Consider the following 26,071-nt stretch of genomic DNA (forward strand, 5'->3'; position numbering starts at 1 on the left):
GTCAGTCGTTGGCTACTGGCGATTTACGAGATAAAAAATGCCTGCTCCTTTTCAAAAGATGCAGGCATTTTGCATTTTAAGCGTAGCGACGCAGTGGGTCGCCGAATGAGCTGGCCATCAGGTCTTAGTCGTCCGTGGGCCACACCTTATAGATGTGGTACGGCGGCTGACCACTGTCCTGGCCGTCATTGAAGGGTGGGGTGCTGTCGAGCTGATTCACGGTCACGTATAGCCAGCCGTCGGCAGCCAGGCGCACACCATCGGGCCAATCCAATCGCTCATCGCGCACCAACGGCGAAAGCTTGCCATCAGGCGTCAGCACATCCAGGCCGTGCTGATTGAGATTGGTGAAGTAATGAGTGCCATCAGGGCCAGTGTCTGCCCCATCGGATACCGGCTTGTCACCCACGCGTGTAATTCCGTCGGCGATGGCATCGTGGGAGGAATTTTTGCGCAGTAGTCTTGTCGGCACGCTGTACCAGCTATTACCTGTCATCGCGCCGAAATACAGCGTGTTGCCATCTGCTGAGAGTGTGATCGGGTCCGCGCCTATCTTGGCCGGTTGGCCGTTGTACAGCACGGACTTGCCGTCGATACGCATATCAACGTCAGGCTCCGCTTCCAGAGAAGGATGTTGGCTGAAACGGGTGGCCTTGCCGCTGTTGAGATCGACCGTGATCAACCCCGGATTAGCAATATCGGCGAGATAGGCCACACCGCGCGTGCGGTCTATGGCGAGGTCCTGAATGAAGCTGCCTTTGGGGGCGATTTCGGCTGGCAAGGTCAGCTTGGTGATCAGTTTGCCACTGGCAGTGTCGAAGCCCCACAAGCGTGTCTTGCCGAGGTGCATGCCCATATCAGTGATCCATAGGCCACCATGGCCATCCTGATAGATGCCAAGTGGAGAATCGATGGTGGCGTCGCCATAGCGACCGTCATGCGTTTGGTAGGCAGGTGAGGGCCAGGCACGGTAGCTATTCTGACCAGTGATCTCGACCAGTTGTACATCGTGGTCGCCATCCAATGGGTGAATGGTGGCGAATATTTTTCCGTCAGGTGTGACGGCAACATTACCAGGGCGAATCTGCATGACCGCAACCGAGCGCATTTCTCCATAAGAAGGCCCTGGCTTGAGGGCGGAGGTCGTGGGGGGCAATGTAGAATGCTCCGTGGCACATCCCGTCAACAGACTGCCAAACACCGCCAGACTACCCAGAAGTGCGGCTGACCGCTTGAATCCAAATGCCGCTGCGCGCATCAATGCCACCTCATGTTCGGAAAACCATCATGTCTGTAGGGAAAGGGCCGGGTAATTATTCTCGAGTGAATATTACGACCCATGGGCTGAGACCTCATTGCGCGATGCGCTAAAAAAATCATGTAAATCAATAAGTTTTGGATTATTGGAAGCAACAAGACATAAAAAAACGCCCTACAAGAGGGCGTTTTTTCGCGCGGTGCGGATCAGGCGTGGCGCGCGATCATAGCGTCGAAGTTTTCCTTCGGTTGCACGCCGGTCAGGGCTTCGAGCTTCTCGCCTGCCTTGAACAGCGCAATGGTCGGTAGACCACGAACACCGTTCTGTGCAGCGAGATCCGGTGCATCATCGACGTTGATGGCGACGACCTTGAGAGCGTCACCTTGCTCTTCGGCGATGGACTCGACAATCGGGTCAAGCATCTTGCACGGGCCGCACCACGGCGCCCAGAACTTCACCAGCACCGGCTGTGCACTCTCGGTGACTTCCTGCGTGTAATTGCTGTCGATAACCTGAGTGAAATTAGCCATTCATATCTCCTGTGCATCGCAAGGATGCGTGATTCAGTGATGTACTGCCTGCACTTTATAGGCACACACTAACGCCGTAAGACTTTGGTTCGCAAGCGCGTTTCTCCTCTAAGCAGGAAACATTTGCGTGCCATTCAGGCAACAGTAACCAGGCATCCTTGAATCACTATGGAAGAGGGGTCGCGTGGCAGTGTCATTAGACTGACGCATGATTGTCATTTGATATATGGTAAAACATATATATGATAATTCATATGTCGAGAGTAGTTTGCATCACAGGCCATGCCTGTTATTGCCGAGTTCAAGCGATATCAGCCATGGATGGATGACACAGTGAGAGGTTTCCAATGACGCTAAGTAGCGCTGCACAAACAAGTGATTCGGATGCTCGCTCTCAGCCTGACGCATCACTCACACCGCTGAAGGTGTTCAAGTGTCTTGCCGACGATACCCGTTTGACGCTGATGCAATTGCTGTCACAAGGCGGTGAGCTCTGTGTTTGCGAGTTGATATGGGTGTTGGAACAGCGTGTGCTGGATATCCAGTCAACGGGAGCCTCGCTGGCCGGAATCTCACAGCCCAAGGTCTCGCGGCATCTGGCGCAATTACGTGAATGTGGTTTGTTGAGTAGCGAACGGCGTGGTCAATGGGTGTATTACCGACTGCCTGTCGACCGGCCACAATGGCTTGAGAGCATTCTTTCTACGGCCTGTCAGGCCCAGCAGGTCGAGGTCTCGCGCTGGTCGACATGGCTGGACGGGATGCCCAACCGGCCTGAACGCTGTTGTTGAACGGGGCTAAGCATCTCCACTTCCTTTGCACCCTTGCATTGCCGTCATCTTGCTTCGCTAGTCCTATTTCCTGAACTGTCAGTGAGGAACTCTCCATGTGTCCAGCACATACCGCACCATCTTACGCCGCCTCTCTTCATGTGCCTGAGGGCATGCGTCCGCTCCGTATCGGTATCAATGGCTTTGGCCGTATTGGACGCCTCGCGCTGCGTGCCTTGTGGACGCTGAGAGAGAAAGTGTTGCTCGATATCGTGCGTATCAATGATCCGGGTGGCAATGCGATGACCTTTGCACACTTGCTGGAGTTCGATTCCGTGCATGGCCAGTGGTCACCAGGGGCGGGTATCGCCAGTGACGATGACTCGATCACGATCGACGGTGATCGTACTGCCTTCTCATCACAGCGCGAGATAACGGCAACTGACTGGTCGAAATGCGATGTGGTGATCGAGGCGTCCGGCAAGATAAAGACCACTGAACTGCTGAATGCTTATCTTGCACAGGGCGTCGGGCGTGTCGTGGTCTCTGCACCGGTGAAGGAAGAGGGCGTGCTCAACATCGTCATGGGTGTTAATGACCATCTCTATGTGGCTGGTGAGCATCGTATCGTCACTGCCGCCAGTTGCACGACCAACTGCCTCGCGCCCGTCATCAAGGTCATTCAGGCACAGTTCGGTATCCGTCACGGTTCAATGACGACGGTACACGACATCACCAATACGCAGACGATTCTCGATGCACCTCATAACGATCTGCGGCGTGCCCGTGCCTGCGGCATGAGCCTGATTCCGACCACCACCGGCTCTGCCAAGGCCATCAGTGCCATCTTCCCGGAGCTTGAAGGCCGGTTGAATGGTCACGCCATCCGCGTACCACTGGCCAATGCCTCGCTCACCGACATGGTGTTCGAGCTTCAGCGAGAAGTGACGGTAGACGAGGTCAATCAGGCCCTCAAGACTGCGGCTGAAGGTGAGTTGCGTGGCGTGCTCGGCTTTGAGACGCGTCCCCTGGTATCGATCGATTACCGTACCGACTCGCGCTCCAGCATCATCGATGCCTTGTCGACCATGGTGGTCGCCGGTACTCAGCTCAAGCTGTATGCCTGGTATGACAACGAATGGGGGTACGCCAACCGCACTGCAGAGTTGGCACTGAAGGTGGCGCTGTCTGATGTGGGTGCCAGTACCACTCTCGTGGCGCAATGACATGCGTGCCCGTCTGCAAGAATTGCCCCATGAGGTGCGTCAGTATTTGTTGGTCACGGGGAATTACTGGGCCTTCACGCTGACAGACGGTGCCCTGCGCATGCTGGTGGTGTTGCATTTCCACTCGCTAGGATATTCGGCGCTGGAAGTCGCGATGCTCTTTCTGTTCTATGAGGCCTTCGGAGTGGTCACTAACCTCGTCGGCGGCTGGCTGGGGGCACGCCTCGGGCTCAATCACACCATGAACGCCGGGCTTGCGCTGCAGCTTGTCGCGCTGGGGATGTTGCTGGTACCTGAGGTTTCACTCACGGTGATGTGGGTCATGATGGCGCAGGCATTGTCGGGGATCGCAAAAGACCTCAACAAGATGAGCGCCAAAAGTGCCATCAAGGTACTGGTACCGAAAGATGAGGCCATTGAGCAGCGCCAGGGGTCGCTCTATCGCTGGGTCGCCTTGCTCACTGGCTCCAAGAATGCGCTCAAGGGGCTGGGCTTCTTCCTCGGCGGAGCCGCGCTGAGTGTCGTCGGTTTCCAGGGCACGGTGCTGGCCATGTGGGTCATGCTGGCAGGGGTATTGGTGCTGTCACTGCGCCATCTGACGGCGGCGCTGGGTCAGAGCACAGGCAAGCGCAAGCCAGCCTTCCGTGAAATGTTCTCGACATCACGGGCGGTAAATGTGCTGTCGGCTGCTCGCTTGTGCCTGTTCGCGGCACGTGATGTGTGGTTCGTCGTGGCACTTCCGGTGTACCTGGCGGAGGTGCACGGCTGGCATTTCTGGACGGTCGGCGTATTGATGGCTGCCTGGGTGATCGGATACGGCGGAGTACAGACCCAGGCCCCAGGTATCACCGGCCCGCTATCGCGACGCTTGGTAGGCGACAATAGTATTCGTCATATCACGGTCATGTTGGCGGCAGGGCTGGCGCTCCTGCCTGCATTGATGGCCTGTCTGCCACTGGAGAGCGGTGAGATCACTTCACGCTTGGGGGGGCTTCAGCCGCTTGATTGGCTGATTGTCGGGCTGATGGCGTTCGGCGTCGTATTCGCCATCAACTCCAGTTGGCACAGCTACTTGATCGTACACTTTGCACGTAACGACGGCGTTTCGATGGATGTCGGCTTCTACTACATGGCTAATGCGATGGGGCGTTTGCTAGGCACTTTGCTGTCTGGTTGGCTGTACCAGGCATATGGCCTTGAAGCCTGTCTGTGGTGGTCTGCGGGGCTGGTGTTGGCAAGTACTTTATTGGCATTGGGCCTGCCAGGCGATACGCAAGAGAGCACAGAGCACCCATAGATCACGTGGATACCTCTCACCCCGCAAGGTGATGAGGGCTTTCTGGCCTCATGTATTATCGATGTGAGTGTTGTTGTATGTGCCAGTCCATAGCGTCAGTCTCTTGCGCCAGGCCTCTTCGCTAACCGTCATTTTCGTGGCGTAAGCTGGCATGACAGTGATCGAGTTCTTGCTGTCACGATGACATTCGTCGTCGCATCTTTATCTTTGTTCAAGAGAAATGCCATGCCCTTTAGTGACCCCGCAAGCGATGTAACCGTGCAGTCGGCCCCTGTCGAGGCCATGCAGGTACCGAAAAACGTGCGGCATCGCGAGGTGTTAGCGACCTTCCTCAAGCTGGGCCTAACCAGCTTTGGGGGCCCCATTGCGCATCTTGGTTACTTTCATGATGAGTTGGTACGTCGTCGTGGCTGGGTGAGTGACAGGGCCTACGCCGAGCTAGTGGCGCTTTGCCAGTTTTTGCCGGGGCCGGCGAGCAGTCAGGTCGGCTTTGCGCTCGGCATGGTGCGCGGGAGGGGAGTGATGGGAGGGCTGTTGGCCTGGATCGGCTTTACGTTGCCGTCCGCCCTGGCTCTACTCATGCTAGTACTGGTGGCTGGCAGTCTCGAGGGCGCGATCGCTTCGGGCGTCATTCACGGTCTCAAGCTGGTAGCCGTTGCAGTGGTCGCGCAGGCGATCTGGGGCATGGCGACCAAACTGTGCCCGGATTTACGCCGCATCTGTCTGGCGTTGCTGGCCATGCTGGGGCTCGCCGTAACCGAGGCGGCGCTGATGCAGGTGGGTGTGATTGGGCTTGGGGCATTGCTGGGCATGGTGGTGTGCCGCGAATCAAGCGGAGGGAGTTCTCCACGCGCATCCTCTCACGCGCAGGCACCTGGTGGGCTGATATTGCCGGTATCGAGAGGGCTTGCACGGGGATGTCTGATCACGTTCTTCGTCCTGCTGGCCGGCCTGCCACTGATGGCCTCCGGTAGCCTGGTCGATATCTTCTATCGTGCCGGTGCCTTGGTGTTCGGCGGTGGCCATGTGGTATTGCCACTGCTTGAAACCTCTACCGTCGAGACGGGCCGTATCGCAGCAGAGACCTTCCTGACCGGTTATGGGTTGGCTCAAGCAGTGCCAGGCCCGTTATTTACCTTCGCCGCTTGGCTGGGAGCCGGGATGGCGCAAATGACGGGCGGGTCTGTCGTGGTGGGATCGACTCTCGCTCTGGTGAGCCTCTTCCTGCCGGGAATCTTGCTGCTGATTGGCGTCGCGCCCTTGTGGGGGCGCCTGAGTGCACGCGCAGGCGCGAGAGCGGCACTGGCAGGTGCCAATGCGGCCGTGGTCGGGGTGCTGGGGATGGCGCTTTATGATCCCTTGTGGACGACCAGCGTGCTGAACCGTCTGGACGTGGTGATTGCGCTAGCAGCTTTCATCGCGCTGACACGTTTCTCGCTAGCGCCCTGGAAACTGGTGCTGGGGATGATCTTGATCGGGGTCGTGCGTGGGATGATGTAATCGGTGGCGAGCCCCCGTTCCGACACAACTCCGCCCCGAATGCTCAAGTATTCGGGGCGGAGTTGTGTCTAGCCTTGTTGCACAGAGAAGCAGGTCGCGGGTAACCCGATTGCTGAGGCTCACGTTACACCAGCGACAGCAGTGCGGTGACCAGTAATTCATTGTCATAGTAGGGCGCGCTGTTTGCCGTGATCAATTTGGTATCGATCACGGTGACCCCCAATCGTTCCAGTGCTGGCACCGAGACGCCACCAGGGTAATCGCCGCGCTGGCTATCGATGAGGACGATGTTGAGCAGGCTCTCCGTTGGGCAGTCGTTGGACATCAGGTTGAGGTCAGCACACAGCGTAGTGAGCAAAATGGCCACTAACTGATCCAGCGTCCTGCCTGTCTGTTCGGGGTCTGGGCAGCAGTTGGGCACATAGATCTTGGGGCACGGATTAGCGAACACCGCACGCCCTACACCGCTGGGTAGCAGATTGGCAATCACGCTGGAATAGAAGCTGCCTGGTGGGAAGCAGATCAGTTCAGCAGAGTCGATCAACTGACGATTATTTGTATGCAGTTTAGGGCGCACAGGCTGATAGCTATCGCTTTCATCGTCTACACCACTGAGTATCGTCGCTAGTCCGATATGGGCAATCGGGCTTTCCAGTGGCGCGACTTCCTTGCCTGTGATGCGATGTTGACCCACGATCTTGCGACCATCTTCCAGTGTGGCGGCCAGATGACAGTCGGCATTGACGATGGCACGCACCGTACCGCGCACATGCACTAGCTTGGAAAACAGGAAGATGATCTGATCGAGCTGCTGATGATGATTCAAGTAGCCACCGGCAATGATCAAGTTACCGATACTGGCGCCGCGCAGATCGAAATCGGCAGGCATGGCCTCGATGAGAAAGCCTAGTTGATGACAGATGAGGGTGCGCATGGGCTCGGCCACGGCCAGGCTTAGTGGATGACGTCCCGCGGCCAGTTCGCGCAGGGTGGCATGCAGCATTTCCTGCCTTGCTTCACTGGGGAGGCGATGCGTAAACAGCCGATAGATCTCGGGATGGCCCAGTACGCTATCATCGGCCAGCGCCATCAGGCGTGAGCGCAGATCACCGATGGCCGGCATCGAGAAGGCATCACGTAATTTGGCAGAACTGCCACCGGAATCGAAGGGGGTGACCAGATGAATGCTGTGATAGGTATAACGCGTCAAGGTACGTGCAATACCCGTCAACGCCGAGCCGCCACTAAAGAATAGTACGCGTGGCCCGACTTCTGGTGCCTTCTGATATCGCCTGACACGTAACGGGTCCGGTACCCGTGCGATGCGGCTGACTTTGACCTCTGCCATAGTCCGGCTTCCTTTGCCTTTTCACTTTGGCATAGAGTGCCCTTTTTTGGCGTAAGCGTCGCCTTTTTAGAGATACTGTCAGGGCTGAAACGACTCATGCCGGCTGACTGATATTGAGTGGCGACGCTTGTTTCCAGCCTTTGATTTGTGAATCTATCTCGCGCGTGACTGCCAGTGCAGTGTCTGCCAGTCGCGCTCATGCGCGATGGCTGCCAGGCAAGGATCAGGGCGCACGGCGTAGGGATGGTCGACAAACTCCAGCAAGGGCAGATCATTGCGTGAGTCGGAATAGCCCCAGCACGGTTGCATGCGCATGTCTGTCTGCGCTGGTTGTTGCTCAGCTTGCCAGGCCTTGAGCGCATCCAGCTTGCCGTCGCGGAAGGTGCGGATCCCCGTCGCCTGACCGGTATAGCAATCCTTGTCGATCTCGAGTGCAGTCGCCAGTGCTGCATCAACCCCGAGGCGTTTGGCGAGCGGTGCTACCAGCTGTGCAGTCGAGGCTGAAATGATCACTACCTGATGGCCTTGAGCCTGATGCCAGGCGATACGTTCAAGCCCTTCGCTGAAAAGGCGTGGTATCAGCTCAGCCTCAATGAAGTATTCCACCTCAGCAGTGACAGCAGCGACGTTACGCCCGATCAGTGGTGACAGTAGATGCTCAAGATGGTCTTCCATGTCGAGATTGCCTGCCATGTAGTCCTCCATCTGGCGTGTCCAGATGGCTCGGTATCCATCACCGTCCTTGATCCAGCCTTGTTGAATCTGCCAGTCAGCCCATAGCCCTGTGGCATCGCCATCGAGCAGGGTGTCATCGAGATCGAAAATCGCCAGCCCTGTCGTCAGAGGCATTGGCAATGATGTAGTGGTCTCACACAGTGTATTCATCATGACGCCTGCTTTGCCGTGGGCGATGAAGCAGGAATATCGGCTAATGCCTGCACCTCATCCAAGTCGGCATAGACCTGAACGCGCAAGTGCGTGGGCAGCAACTGACGGGAGCTGCGGTTGAGTACATCAATATTGAGCCGCAGCCCCTGACAGTCCACCTCGTAGCGCACGATATTGCCAAGCAGTTGGTGGCGGCGAATCACGCCTGGGCAGGCGGGCCCAGAATTGCTGGGTAGTGCCTGGGTCGGAAAATTCACCTGGCTGTCCTGCAGGCCGTAGAGGGAGGAGTCGGGCTGAAGGTAGAGCGCTTCCGGACGCAGCGCGACACGTGGACCATCACTAAGATATCCCAATAATGGCTGGGCTAGCTCACGACCAATCAGATTGTAATGCCCCATGAAGCCGGCAGCGGTGGCATCGATGGGACGGGTATATAGCGCCTCGGCGTTTCCCTGTTGCAGGATTCGGCCCTGGTGCATCAGGAAGATGCGGTCTGACAGTAGCAGGGCTTCTTCCTGATCGTGGGTCACGAACAGGGTGGTCAGCCCGAGACTCTTCTGAATGTCCCGAATCTGGTCACGTAGATGGCGACGAATACGTGCATCGAGTGCGGACAATGGCTCGTCCAGCAGCAGGATCTGCGGTTCTACAACCAACGCGCGTGCCAATGCTACTCGTTGACGCTGACCACCGGAGAGCTGATGAGGGAAGCGTTGCGCGTGATCGGTCAGCTCGACAAGTCGCAATATTTCGTTCACTCGGCGCTCACGCTCTTCAGGCTGCACCTTCTTCATGCGTAGACCAAAGGCCACGTTGTCGATCACGCGCATATTGGGGAACAGCGCATAGTGCTGGAAGACCATCCCGATGCCACGTCGCTGAGGTGGCAGGTGCGTAATGTCATGGCCATTGACGATGATCTGTCCCGCATCAACGTTGTTGAGTCCCGCAATGGCGCGTAGCAACGTGGATTTTCCACACCCGGACGGGCCGAGCAGGGTGATGAATTCGCCTCGGGCAATGTCAGCATCGATCTCGGAGAATACCCGAGTGGATCCGAAGCTTTTGGCCAGTCCACTGAGTTTCAAATAGTGCTGATCGGCAGCACGTTCCCGTAGGACGCTGGTCAAGAGGCCGCCTTCACGTTGGGTATCATCTCGTTGAATGGCGAGAGCGGAAGACGAAGTGTCGGTCGCAAGCATTAGCGGGTCCCTCGGGAATCTGCATCAGGTGTGACGATGTGTATGGGAGCTGTGAGATCAGTGCCTGACAGGCTGTCGTCGGCCTCATCCACAGGCTGGCCTTCTGTTGCTGGTTGGCGGTTGCCCAGCCAGGTGAGTAATAGAGTGAAGACGAACAACGTGATCACTAGTGCGCTAGTGAAGTGCCCACTAGCCCCGCGGATATTGTTGAGATAGACCTGCAATGTCTCAAAGCGCGTGCCGACCAGCATGTTGGCAAACACGAACTCTCCCGCCAGGAAGGAAAAGGCAAGGAAGACAGCAATCTGGATGCCGATCCGAATATTGGGAAGTACGACAAGGAAGAATGCCTTGAGCGGACTGGCGCCTAATAGCTGGGCAGCCTCCATCAGTGAGGCCACATCTAGCGCACGCAGGCTATTGGCCAGTGCGCGATACATGAAGGGCAGCACGATGGTGAAGTAGGTCGGAATCAGTATCCACGGCGTACCGACGATGGGTAGTGGGCCACCGGCATATAGCTGCAGCAGGCCGACGGAGGAGACGATAGGCGGTACGGCAAACGGTAACAGGATTAGCCCGTTCATCAGGTTGTCGAGCCGCGGGTAGCGGGTATGGGCGAGGAACACCACGGGTACGATCAAGATGAGCGATAGGATCAGAGCGCTGACCGCGATCAGAATCGAGCGTCCAAAGGCCGCCAGAAAGCGTGGCGTCGTCCATAACTCAATAAACCATTTGATGGTCAGACCGTCCGGAGTGAGGCTCGCGCCCCAGCGTGTCGCTAGTGCATAGAACAGTGTGGCGACCAGAGGGAGGGCCAGCAATGTGAAGACACTGCCTACCACCAGAGTATACGGATTGAGGAGGCGCAGACGCGCCATCAGGCTTGGCAGTAACGGTTTACCGTGACGGTAGGGCAGTTCAGCGGGAAGTGACATGGTAGCTCCTCCGCATGAGCCATTGCTGGATAAGCGTCACGATGACCAGGATCACGACCAGAACAAGTGCGAGGGCACTGGCCAGTTCCGGTTGCAGGAACAGGTCTCCGGAGACCAGGTTGGCAATGCGGATGGTCATCAGGTTGTAGCTGGTATTCACCAGTGCATAAACGGTGGCATAGGCCCCCATCGCATTGGCGAACAGTACGGTGAGTGTGCCGGCCAATGACGGCCAGAGGACTGGCAGACCAATATGCTTCCAGTAGGCGACACGTCCAGCCCCTAGCAGGCTGGCAGCTTCACGCCACTCACTTTGCAGTGTGCCGAAGGCTGGGTAGAGCAACAGAATCCCCAGCGGTATCTGGAACCAGGTGTAGATGACGATCAGGCCCGTACGTGAGTAAAGATTGAAGTCATCGATAATGCCGATCCGCTCCAGCATCAGTGTCAGCATGCCGTTGGCGCCCATCAGGATGATGAAGGCGAACGCGAGCGGTACCCCGGCAAAATTGCTGGTCATGTTGGTAAAGGCAATCATTGCCCGCGTCAGACGCGGGCCACAGCGATGCATGCTATGGCAGGTGACTGCCGCAATCGCCAGCCCCAGCACACTGGACATGAAGGAAATCTCGAGGCTGCGGCCAATGGCCTGCCGGAAGAAGGCAGAGGTCGCAATCTCATGAAAGTGTGCCAGCCCCCAACCGTCCGGTGTCTTGAATGCGCTGATCATCACCCATACCAACGGAGCAATCTGAAAGGCGCCGAAGATGATAGCGAAGGGCAGTAACCACATCACAGGGCTGGTGATCCATCGTTTCAGGCGAGGAAGCATCATACTGCACTTCCCTTTGCCGACGGCTGAGCGTGTGCAGCAAGCAACGTGTGATTGAGCGCCTTATCGTGTTCAAGCCCTAGCAGGGTGGCCACAGTGCCGCATAGTTCTCGCTGGCGCAGCTCAATTGCCGGTGCACTGGCAAAGGCGCTACCGAACGTCCACAGCGGTACGCGTCGCTCTTCTTCCAATAAGCCAGAATGCGAGCGGTCGGCGTTCATGCCGTGATCCGCAGTGACGATGACCTGATACCCGGCTTCGAGCCATGCAGGCAAGTAGTCAGCAAGGGCGACGTCGGCATGGCGGGCGGCATTGCGATACTGCGGTGAATCGCCGCCATGGCGATGGCCGGCATCGTCAATATTCATGCTATGCACCAGCAGGAAATCCGGGTCATGACGTAGACGCAGCATTTCGGCATCGCTGAACACGTGGTCGTCCGGATAATGATCCTGCCAGTAGAAGAGTCCTGCCTGGATGGCGGTATCGGGGTTGTCGAGCCAGCGATGGCGGCTGCGTTCGAAGGGCGCGGCGACATACAGCTCGCTGACCCAGTGATAGGCTGCGGCAGCGGTACGCCTCCCTTGACGGCTGGCCAGATCGAACAGACTAATGCTACGTGAGCGGCGGACCACCTGATTGTTGACGATGCCCGAGTCAACGGGCAGTTCGCCGGTGAGTAGACATTCATACAACGGGCGCGACATGGCGGGCAGCTCGCAGTCCAGCGACTGATACTGTCCGCGGCCAGCCTCTACCAATGCGCTCAGGTAGCCCATGGCATGATGGCCGACGGCATGATTGAGGCCATCAAGCACGACAAGAATGACACGCTGGGACATGGTGACTCCGTAAAGCTCAAGACGGCACCGCGCAGGCGGTGCCGTCTGTCAGATGAAGCGCAGTCGGCCAGCAAGATAACCGACTGCCTCGGTCTTACTGCTGGTGGATCAACACCTGTGACTGCCACTGGCGCGGTAGCTGGCTGGCACTGGCTTCCCAGCCGGCGAAGTCCTGTACTGGGCGAGCATTGGCGTACTGCTCATTGGGTAGCAGCTTGGCAGCGATCTCTTCCGGCAGGGTCAGGTGTTCGGCGCGGATTGGACGAGCGTAGCCTTTGGCCAGATTCAGCTGGCCGGCATCTGACAGGATGTACTCACGTGCAAGCTTCGCTGCATTCGGGTGGGCCGCATGCTTGTTGATGATGGTCGCGTAGCCAGAGGTGACGGAGGCATCAGACGGAATCACGACCTCGAAATTGTCGCGGTCGATCTGATCACGATAGTTAAGTGCATTGAAGTCCCACAGCAGCGCGACTTCGACTTCCCCTTTTTCCAGATTGGCGATGGTCGGCTCGGCCAGGGACAGGCGCCCCTGACGGGCCAACTCAGCGAAGACTTCCAGGCCCGGTGTCAGGTCGGATTCCTTGCCGCCATTGGCGAAGGCCGCAGCGAGGATGGCATTATTGGCCTGAGATGCCTTGCCTACGGCACCGACGGAGACGTTGTAATCACCCTTGGCGAGGTCGGCGAAGGAGGTCGGGCGTTGGTCTTCACTGACCAGTTTCTTGTTGATCATGAAGGCGATGGTGCCGGTGTAACCCAGCATCCACTCACCATCCTTGTCCTTGGCCCAGTCAGGAATCTCATCCCAGGTGCTCGGCTTGTAGGCCTGTGTCACGCCCTGCTTGACTGCGATCGGGCCGAAGGCGAAGCCCACGTCACCGATGTCTGCTGTGGCGTTGTCGCCTTCGGCCTTGAACTTGGCAACTTCCTCGGCAGAGCTCATGTCGGTGTCGCTGTGCGCGAGAGAATACTTGGACTCAAGATCGGCCCAGGTGTCTTTCCAGTTGGCCCAGCTGTCCGGCATGCCGACGCTATCGACGCGACCTTCAGCCTGAGCAGACTTCACGAGCGCCTCTACGGCAGCAGCATCAGGCACGTCTGCAGCATTGACGGTGGCACTGCCCAGCAAGGCCGCCATGAAGGCGGAAGCCACTAGGCCGGCAGTACGGGATGAGATGTTGGTGATCGACTTCAAGGATATTTCTCCAGAATGTGGATGAGCAACCGGCGCAAGGGGAAAGTGGCGCAAGCGAGCAGAGTGAAACGTTGGGCCTACTTACAGAGTGTTACGTGATTCATTTTCTGGTCTAGTTCAGATGTAAAGGTCAGGAACGACTTTATCGACTCGTCGTGACAGTTCCGTGTCGTGAATGTGTCGATGTCGTGGCACGGCACCAGACGGATATGCAAGCATTGGGTAGTATTGCCGCACATGTCGTCTCGCTGTCATTCAAACTTCATTGGAATGACATGTGGCTCGGCGAGGTTAAGAGGGGTGACCTCTAAACTAGACCAGAGGTGTGACAACGACATTGTTGAACAATGAATGTCATGCAATTTGCTCGCCATGAATCATCAGGCCACTTTCATGTGCTCTCTCAGGAAACTCGCATGCCATTACCTTCTCCCGACGCCATCAGCCAACATGCGGATACCGTGGGAATTCCCGTGGCGGGTTTGCGCCACAAGTTACTGTCCTATCTGCAAGAGACGGATTTGATGGGCGGCCAACGCTTACCGTCAGAGCGCCAGATGATGGTGCGTTTCAGCACCACGCGCGTCACGCTGCGTGACGCTTTGCTGCAATTGGAGGCAGAAGGGTGCATCTATCGCGAAAACCGCCGGGGATGGTTCGTCTCGCCGTCTCGGCTGCGATATGACCTACTCGCCTGTCTCCCTTTCAGGGAAATGGTGGAGTCCCAGCAGCGCAAGGCGCAGACCGACTTGTTGACGGCTGCGGAAGTACCAGCCGATACGGTGATCGCGCGTCGGTTAGGTATCGAGGAAGGGTGTGCTGTCTATCGCATTACGCGGATAAGGCGGATCGACGGTCGGCGGGTGTTACACGTCTGCCATCATCTGCGCCGTGATTGTTTCCCGGGAATTCTCGAGTTTGATCTTGCTGTGCATTCGCTGACGGATCTTTATCGCAACGAATACGCGATACGCGTGACACGAGTGAGTTTTGAGTTGGCCTCTACGGTATTGGGTAACGAGGCAGCAGAGGCGCTGAATGCGGCGCAGGGCAGTCCTGCGCAGCGGGTGACACGCATCAATTTCGATCAGAATGGACGTGCCGTGGACTGTGATGACGAACACTGGCGACATGATGCGATCGAACTGACCCTTTCCGCTGCACCGCAGAGATAGGTCTGCCCTGGGCAAAAAGGGATGGCGGACACTACCGCGCCAGTGAGCCCCGTGAGTCGGGAAGCCACTGGCGCGGTAGTGCTTTTCGGATCTGGCGATATCAGGGAGGAGTCACCATCGTGTCAGGGATTTACATGGCTGGCACACTGATGTCTGGGCGACGGATGGGCTTGTCGGGTATCGCGATAAGAGAGATGCCGTTGGTTTCTGGCAACTGAAGTCCGCCGATCAGGGCGATGGCGGCAATGGCGATCAGATACCAGGCCGGAGCCAGATTGTTGCCGGTCAGATCAATCAGCCATGTTGCGACCAGCGGTGCCGTTCCACCGAAAATGGTATAGGCAACGTTATAGCTCAATGCAGAGGCGGTATAGCGCACGCGGGTGGGAAACTGCTCCGATAGCAACGCTGCAGTGACGACGCCGCACAATACGGCGCCGACCGCCATCAGCGATGCCCCAAGCATTGAGGCCCACAGCGTCCCGCTGGCGGCCAGTCCGTAGGCCGGAAAAACGGCGATCGCGAGACTGACGCAAGCGGTAATGATGGTGTTGCGACGCCCGACCTTGTCAGAGTAGTAGCCTGCGACGGGGCATAGCAGTGCTGCGATAACCAATGCGCCCAGGCTTGCCAGTAGCGCCGTCTGACGGCTGGCACCACCAGCGACCTGCATGTAGGTCGCGAAATAGGTGCTGAACATGTAGAAGGAAAGCGCGGTGGCAGAAATGAAGGCCATCAGGCTGATGATGATGGGGGCGTGAGAATTGAGTGTTTCGCGAAGGGGCGCATTGGGTGCCTGATGCTCCTGCTGGATCAACCGGAAGGCGGGTGAGTCATCCAGTTTCAGGCGCATGTAGAGGCCGATTAACCCAAGCGGTGCAGCAATCAGGAAGGGAATACGCCAGCCCCACTGTTGCATTGTCGCTTCTGACACGAGGGTATTCAGACACAGTCCGAGCGCTGCAGCAGTTGCGAAGGCACTGAAGGTCGAAACAGGAATGAAGCTGCCATACCAGCCGCGCTTCTTGTCAGGCGCATGCTCCATCACGAAAGCACAGGCGCCGGCATATTCACCCCCTGCCGAGAAACCCTGAGCACAGCGTGCCAACGTCAATGCCAGCGGTGCGAACAGGCCGATACTTTCGTAGGTTGGCAATAGCCCGATCACGGCTGTCGCGCTAGCCATCATGATGATAGTGATCGCCAACACGTTCTTGCGGCCGATTCTGTCGCCGAGGGTGCCAAAGAAGATGCCACCTAATGGGCGTAGGGCAAAGGACACGGCGAATACCGCGAACGTCTGCAGCAGTGCCAGTGTCGGGTCGCCCTGCGGAAAGAAGTGTTGGGAAATGATCACGGCCATGAAGCCATAGATGGCAAAGTCGAACCATTCAATGAAATTACCGATGGCAGAGGCTGCCAATACACGCCGTAGCGTGGCGGGAGACACCTCATCGATCGTGCCTGTCTTGTTGTTATGCATGCTGAGACTCCACAGAGATAAGCGAGACATCACGCGTTGTGAGTCTTCCTCTTTTATCCTGAAGTAGTCGTCGTGCCGAAGGGTTACTCATTGCGACATGATTAATGTCTGATGCGACGTGATTTGAGGCGCTGTTGTCAGAGCCTGTCGCTGTGCTGGTGTGAATTTCACTCGAAGCGGGAAGGCGTGCCCCTGAAAGCTCTCCTCAATGGTACCCGGTAATAGGAAAATGCCGTTGCCCCCGGGGGGGGCAACGGCATTTTCAGAGTGACTGTAGTGAAAGAAGTCGGCGTTGTAGCTTAGCCGCGTGACATCAGCGGGCCCGGATTGGCCAGATATAGTTCGCGGATATGTTTTGCCGACCAGTAGGTAAGGGCGGCTACCGTCCCGGTGGGATTGTGTTGCATGTTCTGCGGAAAGGCACTGGCGCCCATCACGAACAGATTATGTGCATCCCAATGCTGAAGGTAGCGATTAAGTACCGAAGTGTTCGGGTCAGTCCCCATGACTGCGCCACCGGTGAGGTGAGTCGATTGATAGCTGGAAGGGTCGAAATGGTCGCCACGCTGTTTGACGCTTTCAGTGTGATACTCCGGCTTGAGCTCGGTGACGATTTCACGCATGCGTTCGGCCATGAACTCGGTCATGCGTAGATCATTCTCTTTCCAGTCGTAAGTCATGCGCAGTAGCGGATCCCCATGTGGATCCTGGTATGTGGGGTCGAGATCCAGATAAACGTCACGGTAGGACATGTTGCTGCCAGTGGTCCCCAGTACCATGTGATGCCCGTAGTGCGCCTTGATCTGTTTCTTCCACTCACTTCCCCAGCTCGGCGTGCCTGGTGGCGTGCGCAATGCTCCGATGGCGCCCCCAGGCCCTTGGGTCGTATAGATATAGGAGCCACCGATGAAGCCGTGGCTTGCCGTATCGAAGGTGTCCGGGCTGAAGTCGTCAATGACCTGACCGCTGCCGCCGGCCGAAATGAAGGGATTGAACTGATGCTCCTTGAAGTAAAGATCCATCGAGCCGGTGATCTGATAGGAGAAGTTACGCCCCACTACACCGGTGTTTTGCTCCGGATCATAGGGCTGGCCGATCTCCGAAAGCAGCATCAGACGTACGTTCGACAGCGGGAAGGAGGCGAGGATGACCAAGCCGGCTGGCTGAAAGATCTCGTTACCCTCGGCATCGTAATAGAGCACACCTTTGACGGTATCGTCCGTGTCGCTCTTGACGATGCGTGTGACCTCGCACCGAGTTCGATAGTGGAAGTTGCTACGTTGCTTGAGCGCATCCAGCGTGCAGGTCTGTGGCGTGGCCTTGGAGTAGTTGAGGCAGCCGTAATTGCTGCAAAACCCACAGAAATTACACGGCCCCAGCTGCATACCGTAAGGGTTGGTCCAGGCCCCCGACACATTGGCTGAGGGGTAGGGGTACGGATGCCAGCCGAGTGACTTGGTCGCCTTGGTGAACAGGACATCGGTCAGGGTGCGTGGTAACGGCGGTAGCGGGAAAGGATTCTGGCGTGAGCCCTCGAAGGGATTGCCACCTTCGAGAAGCTCGCCTTGCACATTACCGGCCTGTCCGGAGAGTCCGGCGACCTTCTCGAAGAAGTCGTAGTGAGGCTCCAATTCCTCATAGCTGACGCCGTAGTCCTGTATCGTCATGTCTTCAGGCAGGAAGCCCGGTGCAAAGGTGCGGTCTGCAAAGCTCTTGAGGGCTAACTCGTTGGGCGTAGCGCGGTACAGCACGCCCGTCCAGTGTGAGCCAGCACCGCCCACGCCGTCGCCGGGGTGGAATGTAGTCCAATGGCGCTGGGGGACGGCCTGTTCGTCGCGATTGCGTCGGATGGTGACGGTGCTCTGCCGCGGACGCTGCATCATCTTGAGTCGCACGCCGTACTTTAGTTCGTCGGCGGGCTTGGGATAGAGGAAGTCTTCCTTGGTCCGATCGCCGCCGCGCTCCAGCGCCAGCACATCCAGGCCAGCATCGGTCAGTTCAAGGCCCATGATGGAGCCGGTCCAGCCGAGGCCGATTATCACGACGTCGACTTCAGGTTGGGTAATGGCCATGTGGTGATTCCTTTCAGTTCGACGACGGGGTACTGGAGGGTATGGGGGCATGCTGACGGAGGTATTCGGGGCGACCCTGCTGAGTGGCGTCGACAGGGCCATGATTGCGCCGTACCTCTGCCACCTGTTCTGGACTGACGGCGGAGGCTTGATTCCCCCAGCTCTGGCGCACGAAACTCGCCAGACTCGCGGCTTCATCGTCAGTCAAACGCCAGTCGAAACCTGGCATTTGTAGGCGTTCGGGACGCTTGGGAGTTGAAGGAAGCTGGGCGCCGTAGAGCATGGTGCTGATCAAGGCTTTCGGATTGTCGGCAGTCGCCTGCGCGTTGCCGACCAGTGGTGGGAAGACGCTATCAGCCCCCGCGCCATTGGCAAAGTGACAGGCGTTGCAGTTATCCAGATACAGCCGAGCGCCTTCGTCGAGCGAGATGGCGGCCGTCAGTTGATGGGTAGTGGCGTCGCGGGCGGAGGAAGACTTCGAGTCAGACGTCGCCTGACTTGCTGGTACGTCGCCGGAGGCGTGCGATGCTTTGTCGGATGCGCCAAGGGTGGTCAGGTAAGCGGCGATGGAATACAGGTCTTCATCATTGAGGTGTGAGGTACTGTGCTGAATGACCGACCGCATCTCCCCACCAGTAGCCGCATGACGACTGCGGCCAGTGGCGAGGTAGTCCACCAGATCCTGCTCTTTCCAATTGCGCAGCCCTGAACCATCGCCGCCGCGCAGCGAGGGGACCTGCCAGCCATCTAACTCACTACCGGCCAGGTAATCGTCGCCGTCCTGATCGTTCAGCGCCTTTTCCTGCATGAACATCCCACGAGGGGTATGACAGCTGCCACAGTGGCCTGCGCCTTGTACCAGGTAGCGACCACGGTCAAGTTGTGCATGACGTTCAGGTGATATCGTGCCTGTTGTTTGCTCGAGTGAGGTATAGGGGGCTTCATCGGCAAATAACCAATTCCAGGCGCGGATGCCCCAGCGCTGATTGAACGGGAAGGATAGTGAAGTCTCGGGAGCAGGTTTGGCCACTGGCACTACGCCCTGCATGAAGTAGACATAAAGCGCATGCACATCATCATCGTTGAGGCTTGCATAGGCGGGATAGGGCATGGCCGGATACAGGTAGCTGCCATCAGCACGAATACCTTGGCGTAAAGCTGCCGCGAAGTCCTGCTCACCATAATCACCAATTCCCGCTTTGGGATCTGGAGTGATATTGGTGGCATAGATGGCGCCGAAGGGGCTATCGATCGGACGCCCGCCGCCGTAGTCCTCGCTGGCATCTTCACGAGTGTGACAGGCCATGCAGTCGCCTGCGCGCGCCAGATAGGCTCCGCGCTTGATGAGCGCAGTATCGGCTGGCGTGTCTTGGGGGCTGATGCCCTTGCTGTCGTCAGAATTGCCGATCGCGGCTATTGCCACGGCCGTAGTACCCAGAGCGACCACCACGAGTGCCAGACGCGCAGGGTGGTTAAAATAAGGGATCATCCGATGCTCCTGCCGCCCCTCGTCATGCGAGAGGCGTCGCTTTTCGGTCTAGAGTAGGAGGCCAAGATCAGCCGCGCTTGCCAGCGAGACTTACCGGGCCTAGCGGATAGGGCACATCGTGTTGATCGACCCATTCACGGAAGCTGGCGCGTGCACCCGTAAAGCCGAGCATCTTCCAACCAACCATGTCGCGGTTGCCGCCATACATCGGATCAGCCAGATAGCCTTCTTTAGTGTTCTGCAATAGAAAGCTAAAGAAAGTCGACGATGGTAGGTCGGAAATACCGGCAGCGGCGAAATCGGCCTTGCCAGCCTCCAGCTCGCTCAGAAGGGTATCGCGCTGCTCGGCAGGCAGGTCTGAAAACTCCTGGTTCATACGCGTCATGGCATGATGGCGAGCGCCCTTGATACCGAGGCGATAGAGCTCGGCAGGGGTATGCGGAAGTTGATAGCCGAATACTGGATCGGCGTTCGGATGAAAGGGGCCCTGCATGTACCAGTCATTTGCCTGGCCATAGTCTCCAGTGAGCTCCTTGTCGATAAATACGGGTACATTGGCAGTCAGGGCACCGGCACCATGTTCATCCTCGGGAATCAGTCGATCGGTGGCGGCGAGGATGAACTGCCATTCCTCGTCCGAAAAAAAGGTGGGTGAATACTTGTGGAGCGGAGGCATGTCAGCCTCTGCCGAGGTAGCCAGTAAAAGGCCTGGTGCCACGGTTACGGCAGGGATCATTGCCAGCGAACGACGGATGAATTCACGTCGTTGCTGACCCTCGAGGTTGAGCGGCATGCTTGTCTCCCAGGTGCAATATGATGTCGCGTCGTCAGTTGTACGTGCAGTATCAGGTAGTAAATAAACGAGATGCTATCTGGGAAGCTTGGCAGATAGATGTGCCAATCAGCGATGTAGCAGCGTGTCGTATTCAGTCAAGACAGCAAGACCAAGAGAAGCTCGCGGGGGATGTTGCATTGCGTATAATATTAACAAAAATCAGAAGTGTGATTTAGGAGCACTATCCTATATCGGTGTGACGGAGGGTTGCGTTTTTGCATGTCAGCAGATGTATAAGTGGCATGTGAGCTAGCAGATGGCAGAGCAATGTGTAGTGTTATGCGCAGAGAATGAGTTTCTTCCCCGTTTAGGTTGATGAGTTGCTCATGAAATTGTCCCATGCTATCCATTCCTCGTAAAACACGCCAAATATTGGACAGAGCACCCAATGTTTTGTGGCAGTTTCAGAAATAGAGCAGAGAAATGATTGCGGTTATCAAACAATAGATGGCAACGGCGAGTCATTCGGCGGCTGCTCATCACGACATGATTAATGCTTGATATGGTGTCTTTCGTATTATCAGGCTGTGCAAAGTAAAGTCCTCGGCGAATCCGTGGCCCTAGCGCATCAGCAGATCTGTCCCGATCTCTCTGAAGTCAGTGGCGCTTCGCATGAGGGCGTGAGCCGTCAATGCTTCGACACCGTAGACGCGTGTCGTCACGGCATGCCGTGTTGAGACGTGCTCGAGTAGCATGGCGAAGTCACCATCGCCGGAGGCGAGAATGATCTCGTCAACTTCAGGCGCTGCTTCCATGACATCGATAGTAATCCCGACGTCCCAGTCCCCCTTGGCCGAGCCATCACTGCGCTGGATAAAGGGCTTGAGCTTCACTTCGAAACCGATATCGCGCAGACGCTGTTGAAACTGCTGCTGCTTCGGATCACCACGATCAATGGCATAGGCATAGGCATGCTGAATAGTCCCCAGACGCTCAAGCTCTGCCCATAGACGGCGATAGTCGAACTGTCGCCCGAAGGTGTCGCGTACCGTGTAATAGATATTCTGAACGTCAATGAAGACAGCCAGTCGCGGGGGCGTGGCGGATGTGCGTGCATGCTGAGTGTCGTGCAAGGAGGAAGCTGACATGAGAGATGCCGGAGAAAACCGAGAGGGGATAACGTCAGACTGAGTGCTGATCGTTATTTGGGAAAAGCGCCGGCCGCTACCTGACAGGAAAGGGCAGCGGCTGGAGGTCAGTACATGAGTTCAACATGTGAACTCTGTTGCTGGAGCTTGATTGACAAGCTTCAGCCTTTGGCAGCGGGATTGGATGGCTTCGGCGGTGCTTTGACGCCGATGACCTGACCGCTAACGCCAGATTCGATCACATTGACCTTGCCGCCCTTATCCAGGAAGGCCTGCATCTGTGCTTCAAGAGACGCCGAGGTTTCAACAGCGGCGGGAGCTTTCTTCTTTGCGGCTGTACGGGTGTTGGCCATGCGGGACTCCGTTCCGAGACTGGGGGTGGACGACCACTATACCATACCCGCCGTTTTGCTGCTCGATGGCGACAAGATGAAATCATAAAGACGGTTTTTGCCGCGAAAGATCAATGTTGTCGCCAAACAGCTCAAACGCGTCATGACGCAGGTCTCTCGCTGTGTTCGTGCGTATTCTCCGCCGTTGCACGGCCGTGGACTTCGCACTGTTTATGGTCTGAGAGGACCTCGATGACTCGGCAATCACGGACCTGTCCGTCATCGCCGTGGCTAAGCATTCGCTGCAGCTCTTCACGGAGTGCCTCAAGACGCTGCAAGCGTGCCTCGACTTCGTCGAGGTGATGGCGCGCCACTGCATGTATCTCCTCGCAGGGGCGTTCAGGGGTATCCGAGAGACTCAATAGCTCGCGAATGGCCGGGACTGGGAAACCAAAGTCACGTGCATGGCGAATGAAATTCAGACGACCAAGCGTGGTGTCGCCATACCGTCGTTGATTGCCTGCGTTGCGCAGCGGTGGCGGTAGCAAGCCAATATCTTCGTAATACCGAATGGTCTGTACCTTGCAGTCGGCCTGTAGAGCGAGATCGCCAATGCTCAGCGAGGAGGAGGTAGGCATGTGTGGGCTCCATGCGAGTAAGTCTATCGGCGAGAAAATGTGTCAGAGAACCAGTGGCCAAGTACCGCAGTAAATATCGGGGCGCCAACAAGACAAGACAAGTTTTTGTCTATGAGATTGTGCGCCTGGATTTTAGATTCTTGCTGCCAGAGAACAGCGGCGCGTTGCTGGTTTGCCAACACTGTGTTCTAGCGCCTCCAAGCGACTAGCTGTTGAATTATTGGCCAGTGACCAACAGGTAAGAGGGACTACGGGGGGTATGCGTTGATCAAAAGCGCTGCCTTCACGAGGAATTGGCTTAAGGAGCACATCGCATGGCGAGCACTTTTGAAGGTAAGACCCAGGCCTACGCAGTAACGTCAGGTACCTCAGACTTGGCACCGTGGACCTTCGAGCGTCGCCAGCTGCGCTCAGATGACGTTGCCATCGAGATTCTGTTCTGTGGTGTATGTCACTCGGACTTGCACGTGGCGCGCAACGACTGGGGGTTCTCACAATATCCACTCGTGCCGGGTCATGAGATCGTCGGCCGCGTTACCGCTATCGGCAACCAGGTCAGCCAATACAAGATCGGTGATATGGTCGGTGTGGGCTGCATGGTCGACTCTTGCCGAGAGTGCAACGCTTGCAATGAAGGGTTGGAGCAATACTGCCGCGAAGGCATGACCATGACCTATGCCAGCCCGGACCGCCATGACGGTAGCCTTACCCAAGGAGGCTATTCTGACAAGATCGTGACCAGCGAACGCTTCGTTGTTTCCATCCCTGATGCACTGGATCCTGCTGAGGCCGCGCCACTGCTGTGTGCCGGTGTCACCACCTATTCGCCGCTGCGTCACTATGGCGTCAAGCCAGGTGATAAGGTCGGTATCATTGGCATGGGCGGCCTGGGCCATATGGGCATCAAGTTTGCCAAGTCCATGGGTTGTGAGGTCACGCTCTTTACTCGCAGTGAGGCCAAGGTGGTTGAAGCGCGTGAGAATGGTGTCGATCACGTGATCGTCTCAAGCGACGATGAGCAGATGACGGCTGCCACAGAAACTTTCGATTTCCTGCTTGATACTGTGCCGGTACCGCATGATCTCAACCCATACCTGAATACGCTCAAGTATGATGGCACACACATCCTGGTCGGCCTGATTCAGGAAGTGGACCCGGCACTTCAAGGCGGCAACCTGGTCATGAAGCGCCGCGTGCTGGCAGGCTCGCTGATTGGCGGCATGGCTGAAACGCAGGAAGTCCTCGACTATTGTGCAGAGCATGGCATCGGCTGCGATATTGAAATGATCGATATCCAGAATATCAACGATGCGTGGGAGCGCATGCAGCAGGGCAAGGTGAAATATCGCTTTGTGATTGACATGCAGAGTCTTAAAAACGCCCCATGACGCGTCGCGTGGCTGCTTTGATGCAGCCACGCAGTGAATGATAAAGCCCTCGCCGATGACGTATTGGTGGGGGTTTTGACGTAAGATATGTCACAAAATTGCTACAGGATGATTCCCGATGTGCTGTAAAACGCGTATAAAAGCGCGATGAAAACGCCAAAGAGAATCCAGCCGCTCATAGATGACGGTCTGGTCGATGAAGTGCTCCGCCCCTTAATGAGTGGTAAGGAAGCCTCGGTATACGTGGTGCGCTGCGGGAATGAGATCCGTTGCGCCAAGGTCTACAAGGACGCCGCTCAGCGCAGCTTCAAACAAGCTGTGCTTTACCAGGAAGGCCGCAAGGTGCGAAATAGTCGTCGCCAGCGTGCCATGGAGAAGGGTTCAGGCTTCGGTCGTAATCAACAGGAGGCTGCTTGGCAAAATGCCGAGGTAGACGCCTTGTATCGTCTCGCTGCTGCTGGCGTACGTGTGCCGGAGCCCTTCGGGTGCTTCGATGGCGTATTGCTGATGGAGTTGGTGACCGACGATGAAGGAAACGTGGCACCGCGTCTCAATGATGTGTCGATGTCAGCCGAGCAGGCGCTCGAAGACCATGCGGTGATGATGCAGTACATCGTGCGTATGCTGCATGCTGGTCTTGTGCATGGCGATCTGTCGGAATTCAATGTGCTGGTTGATGATTACGGTCCGGTGATCATCGATCTACCACAGGCTGTGGATGCGGCGGCCAACAATAATGCCAAGGGCATGTTGGCTCGTGATGTTGCCAATATCACCGCTTATTACGCGATGTTCGCGCCAGAACTGGCAGACACTCGTTACGCGGATGAGATCTGGGCGCTGTTCGAGGCTGGCGACATGGATCCTGATGCTGAGCTGACCGGGCTATTCGAAGACGACCCCGAAGCCCCTGATGTGGATGCACTGCTGGAAAACATCATGGCCGCGATGGAAGAGGAGCAGGAACGCAAGGCGCGCCAGAAGAGTGCCGAGGAAGGCGATGAAGAGGACTGAGCTTCCTCAGATGCCGCTTTGCGTGCTCTACCAGTTTTAGCTCTAGCGCTCAGAGGAAAAAGAGACTGCGCTCCACACACGACAACGCCGCTCCGGGCTCCGGGGCGGCGTTGTCGTGTGTGGCAAAATGGAAGTTGTTACACCGGATCGACCGCGTGTTGCTCTGTTTCCGGATCATGGCGGCGGTGACGTAGCTCGATACCCTTGAGTAGATTACGCAAGATCTGATCCTTGCACTCACGGTAGTGACGATGATCCGACTTGCGGAAGAAAGCCGACAGCTCTGACTTGGTGATCATTTCGAAGCCTGCCAGTGCCAGCAAATCAAGCATGTCGTCATCCTTCAGCTCAAAGGCAATCTTGAGCTTGCGCATGATCATGTTGTTGTCTGTGCGTTTTTCCGGTGCTGGCTGTGGGCCTTCACGCTTGCCACGGCGCACATTGATCAGGCCATTGAGGAAGCGGGCCAGATCCTGGTCCTTGATGCGCTGCTGAGCTTCGTCGCCGTCGCGCTTGAGCCAATCGCTGACTTCGGCGCGAGTGACTTCATGATCCGCCGCTGCAAAGGTGGTGATCATGTCGGTGTCGGAAAGATTCAGCGCGTAGCGCAGGCGACGGATGATGTCGTTATTGGTCACGGGCGTAGGTCCGGTCTTGAAGGAGTCTTTAAGGAAGCGATGCACGTGTCCTGGCGACATGAGCACGCCTTGATAAAGCGTGGACGG

The 26,071-nt window shown here is 57.0% G+C and carries 24 protein-coding genes; 7 read left to right on the forward strand and 17 right to left on the reverse strand.

What is annotated here, in order from left to right:
- Positions 1-124 precede the first annotated feature (124 nt).
- Together GQR90_RS06500 and trxA are read right to left on the reverse strand one after the other, a co-directional pair.
- Complete coding sequence (locus GQR90_RS06500; protein ID WP_199269482.1) at positions 125-1,090, reverse strand: L-dopachrome tautomerase-related protein; 966 nt, start codon at positions 1,088-1,090, stop codon at positions 125-127.
- A 374-nt stretch (positions 1,091-1,464) separates the two neighbouring features.
- A complete protein-coding gene (gene trxA, locus GQR90_RS06505; RefSeq protein WP_158773392.1) occupies positions 1,465-1,788 on the reverse strand; it encodes a thioredoxin in 324 nt (107 codons plus the stop codon).
- A gap of 347 nt (positions 1,789-2,135) precedes the next feature.
- Here trxA and GQR90_RS17745 point away from each other — a divergent pair, with 347 nt between their 5' ends.
- The 4 genes from GQR90_RS17745 to chrA all read left to right on the forward strand — a co-directional run bounded on the left by GQR90_RS17745 (position 2,136) and on the right by chrA (position 6,581).
- Positions 2,136-2,579, forward strand: a complete 444-nt coding sequence (locus GQR90_RS17745) for an ArsR family transcriptional regulator (RefSeq protein WP_158773393.1) — start codon at positions 2,136-2,138, stop codon at positions 2,577-2,579.
- A 152-nt stretch (positions 2,580-2,731) separates the two neighbouring features.
- Positions 2,732-3,784 (forward strand): ArsJ-associated glyceraldehyde-3-phosphate dehydrogenase, encoded by a 1,053-nt coding sequence (locus tag GQR90_RS06515; RefSeq protein ID WP_158775351.1) that lies wholly within the window; start codon positions 2,732-2,734, stop codon positions 3,782-3,784.
- 1 nt (position 3,785) lies between these two features.
- Positions 3,786-5,081 (forward strand): organoarsenical effux MFS transporter ArsJ, encoded by a 1,296-nt coding sequence (gene arsJ, locus GQR90_RS06520; protein ID WP_158773394.1) that lies wholly within the window; start codon positions 3,786-3,788, stop codon positions 5,079-5,081.
- Positions 5,082-5,306: 225 nt separating this feature from the next.
- Complete coding sequence (gene chrA / locus GQR90_RS06525; RefSeq protein ID WP_325064293.1) at positions 5,307-6,581, forward strand: chromate efflux transporter; 1,275 nt, start codon at positions 5,307-5,309, stop codon at positions 6,579-6,581.
- A gap of 124 nt (positions 6,582-6,705) precedes the next feature.
- On the opposite strand, the gene GQR90_RS06530 is transcribed toward chrA, so the two are convergent.
- From GQR90_RS06530 to GQR90_RS06560, 7 genes are all read right to left on the reverse strand, one after another.
- Entirely contained in the window at positions 6,706-7,929 is a 1,224-nt protein-coding gene (locus GQR90_RS06530; protein WP_158773395.1) for a GAK system CofD-like protein, read from the reverse strand.
- Positions 7,930-8,082: 153 nt separating this feature from the next.
- Positions 8,083-8,814 (reverse strand): HAD family hydrolase, encoded by a 732-nt coding sequence (locus GQR90_RS06535; RefSeq protein WP_158773396.1) that lies wholly within the window; start codon positions 8,812-8,814, stop codon positions 8,083-8,085.
- A complete protein-coding gene (locus GQR90_RS06540; RefSeq protein ID WP_233266458.1) occupies positions 8,814-9,947 on the reverse strand; it encodes an ABC transporter ATP-binding protein in 1,134 nt (377 codons plus the stop codon). The genes GQR90_RS06535 and GQR90_RS06540 overlap by 1 nt, the downstream gene beginning before the upstream one ends.
- A gap of 71 nt (positions 9,948-10,018) precedes the next feature.
- On the reverse strand, positions 10,019-10,960 hold the full coding sequence (locus GQR90_RS06545) for an ABC transporter permease (protein ID WP_233266459.1): 942 nt from the start codon (positions 10,958-10,960) through the stop codon (positions 10,019-10,021).
- Positions 10,944-11,795 (reverse strand): ABC transporter permease, encoded by an 852-nt coding sequence (locus tag GQR90_RS06550; protein ID WP_233266460.1) that lies wholly within the window; start codon positions 11,793-11,795, stop codon positions 10,944-10,946. Before GQR90_RS06550 ends, GQR90_RS06545 begins: the two co-directional genes overlap by 17 nt.
- Positions 11,792-12,634, reverse strand: a complete 843-nt coding sequence (locus tag GQR90_RS06555) for an alkaline phosphatase family protein (RefSeq protein WP_024952594.1) — start codon at positions 12,632-12,634, stop codon at positions 11,792-11,794. Before GQR90_RS06555 ends, GQR90_RS06550 begins: the two co-directional genes overlap by 4 nt.
- 94 nt (positions 12,635-12,728) lie before the next feature.
- A complete protein-coding gene (locus GQR90_RS06560; RefSeq protein ID WP_233266461.1) occupies positions 12,729-13,832 on the reverse strand; it encodes an ABC transporter substrate-binding protein in 1,104 nt (367 codons plus the stop codon).
- Between the two features lie 416 nt (positions 13,833-14,248).
- Between GQR90_RS06560 and GQR90_RS06565 the strand changes: the two genes are divergently transcribed.
- Positions 14,249-15,007: a UTRA domain-containing protein gene (locus GQR90_RS06565; protein WP_158773398.1), complete on the forward strand. Its 759-nt coding sequence runs from the start codon at positions 14,249-14,251 to the stop codon at positions 15,005-15,007.
- 130 nt (positions 15,008-15,137) lie between these two features.
- On the opposite strand, the gene GQR90_RS06570 is transcribed toward GQR90_RS06565, so the two are convergent.
- From GQR90_RS06570 to GQR90_RS06600, 7 genes are all read right to left on the reverse strand, one after another.
- Positions 15,138-16,490, reverse strand: coding sequence for an MFS transporter (locus GQR90_RS06570; protein WP_158773399.1), 1,353 nt, complete (start codon positions 16,488-16,490; stop codon positions 15,138-15,140).
- Positions 16,491-16,789: 299 nt separating this feature from the next.
- Positions 16,790-18,562, reverse strand: a complete 1,773-nt coding sequence (locus tag GQR90_RS06575; protein WP_158773400.1) for a GMC family oxidoreductase — start codon at positions 18,560-18,562, stop codon at positions 16,790-16,792.
- A 13-nt stretch (positions 18,563-18,575) separates the two neighbouring features.
- Entirely contained in the window at positions 18,576-20,051 is a 1,476-nt protein-coding gene (locus GQR90_RS06580) for a cytochrome c (RefSeq protein WP_024952597.1), read from the reverse strand.
- Positions 20,052-20,118: 67 nt separating this feature from the next.
- Positions 20,119-20,844, reverse strand: a complete 726-nt coding sequence (locus tag GQR90_RS06585; RefSeq protein WP_024952598.1) for a gluconate 2-dehydrogenase subunit 3 family protein — start codon at positions 20,842-20,844, stop codon at positions 20,119-20,121.
- Positions 20,845-21,446: 602 nt separating this feature from the next.
- Positions 21,447-21,974, reverse strand: coding sequence for a LabA-like NYN domain-containing protein (locus GQR90_RS06590; RefSeq protein ID WP_024952600.1), 528 nt, complete (start codon positions 21,972-21,974; stop codon positions 21,447-21,449).
- Between the two features lie 161 nt (positions 21,975-22,135).
- Positions 22,136-22,327 carry a hypothetical protein gene (locus tag GQR90_RS06595; protein WP_024952601.1) on the reverse strand — a complete coding sequence of 64 codons (192 nt, stop codon included), beginning with the start codon at positions 22,325-22,327 and terminating at the stop codon, positions 22,136-22,138.
- A gap of 140 nt (positions 22,328-22,467) precedes the next feature.
- A complete protein-coding gene (locus GQR90_RS06600; protein ID WP_088743761.1) occupies positions 22,468-22,944 on the reverse strand; it encodes a MerR family transcriptional regulator in 477 nt (158 codons plus the stop codon).
- Positions 22,945-23,258: 314 nt separating this feature from the next.
- On the opposite strand from GQR90_RS06600, the gene GQR90_RS06605 reads away from it, so the two are divergent.
- Both GQR90_RS06605 and GQR90_RS06610 read left to right on the forward strand, forming a co-directional pair.
- The gene (locus GQR90_RS06605) at positions 23,259-24,332 is read left to right on the forward strand and encodes an NAD(P)-dependent alcohol dehydrogenase (RefSeq protein ID WP_024952602.1); all 1,074 of its coding nucleotides are present in this window, start codon (positions 23,259-23,261) and stop codon (positions 24,330-24,332) included.
- 147 nt (positions 24,333-24,479) lie between these two features.
- Entirely contained in the window at positions 24,480-25,346 is an 867-nt protein-coding gene (locus tag GQR90_RS06610; RefSeq protein ID WP_158773401.1) for a PA4780 family RIO1-like protein kinase, read from the forward strand.
- 137 nt (positions 25,347-25,483) lie between these two features.
- Here the strand turns inward: GQR90_RS06610 and GQR90_RS06615 are convergent, their stop codons facing one another.
- Positions 25,484-26,044 (reverse strand): DUF1456 family protein, encoded by a 561-nt coding sequence (locus GQR90_RS06615; RefSeq protein ID WP_233266462.1) that lies wholly within the window; start codon positions 26,042-26,044, stop codon positions 25,484-25,486.
- Positions 26,045-26,071 lie beyond the last annotated feature (27 nt).

The sequence above is a fragment of the Cobetia sp. L2A1 genome (genome assembly GCF_009796845.1).
In the GTDB taxonomy this organism is placed as follows: Bacteria; Pseudomonadota; Gammaproteobacteria; order Pseudomonadales; family Halomonadaceae; genus Cobetia.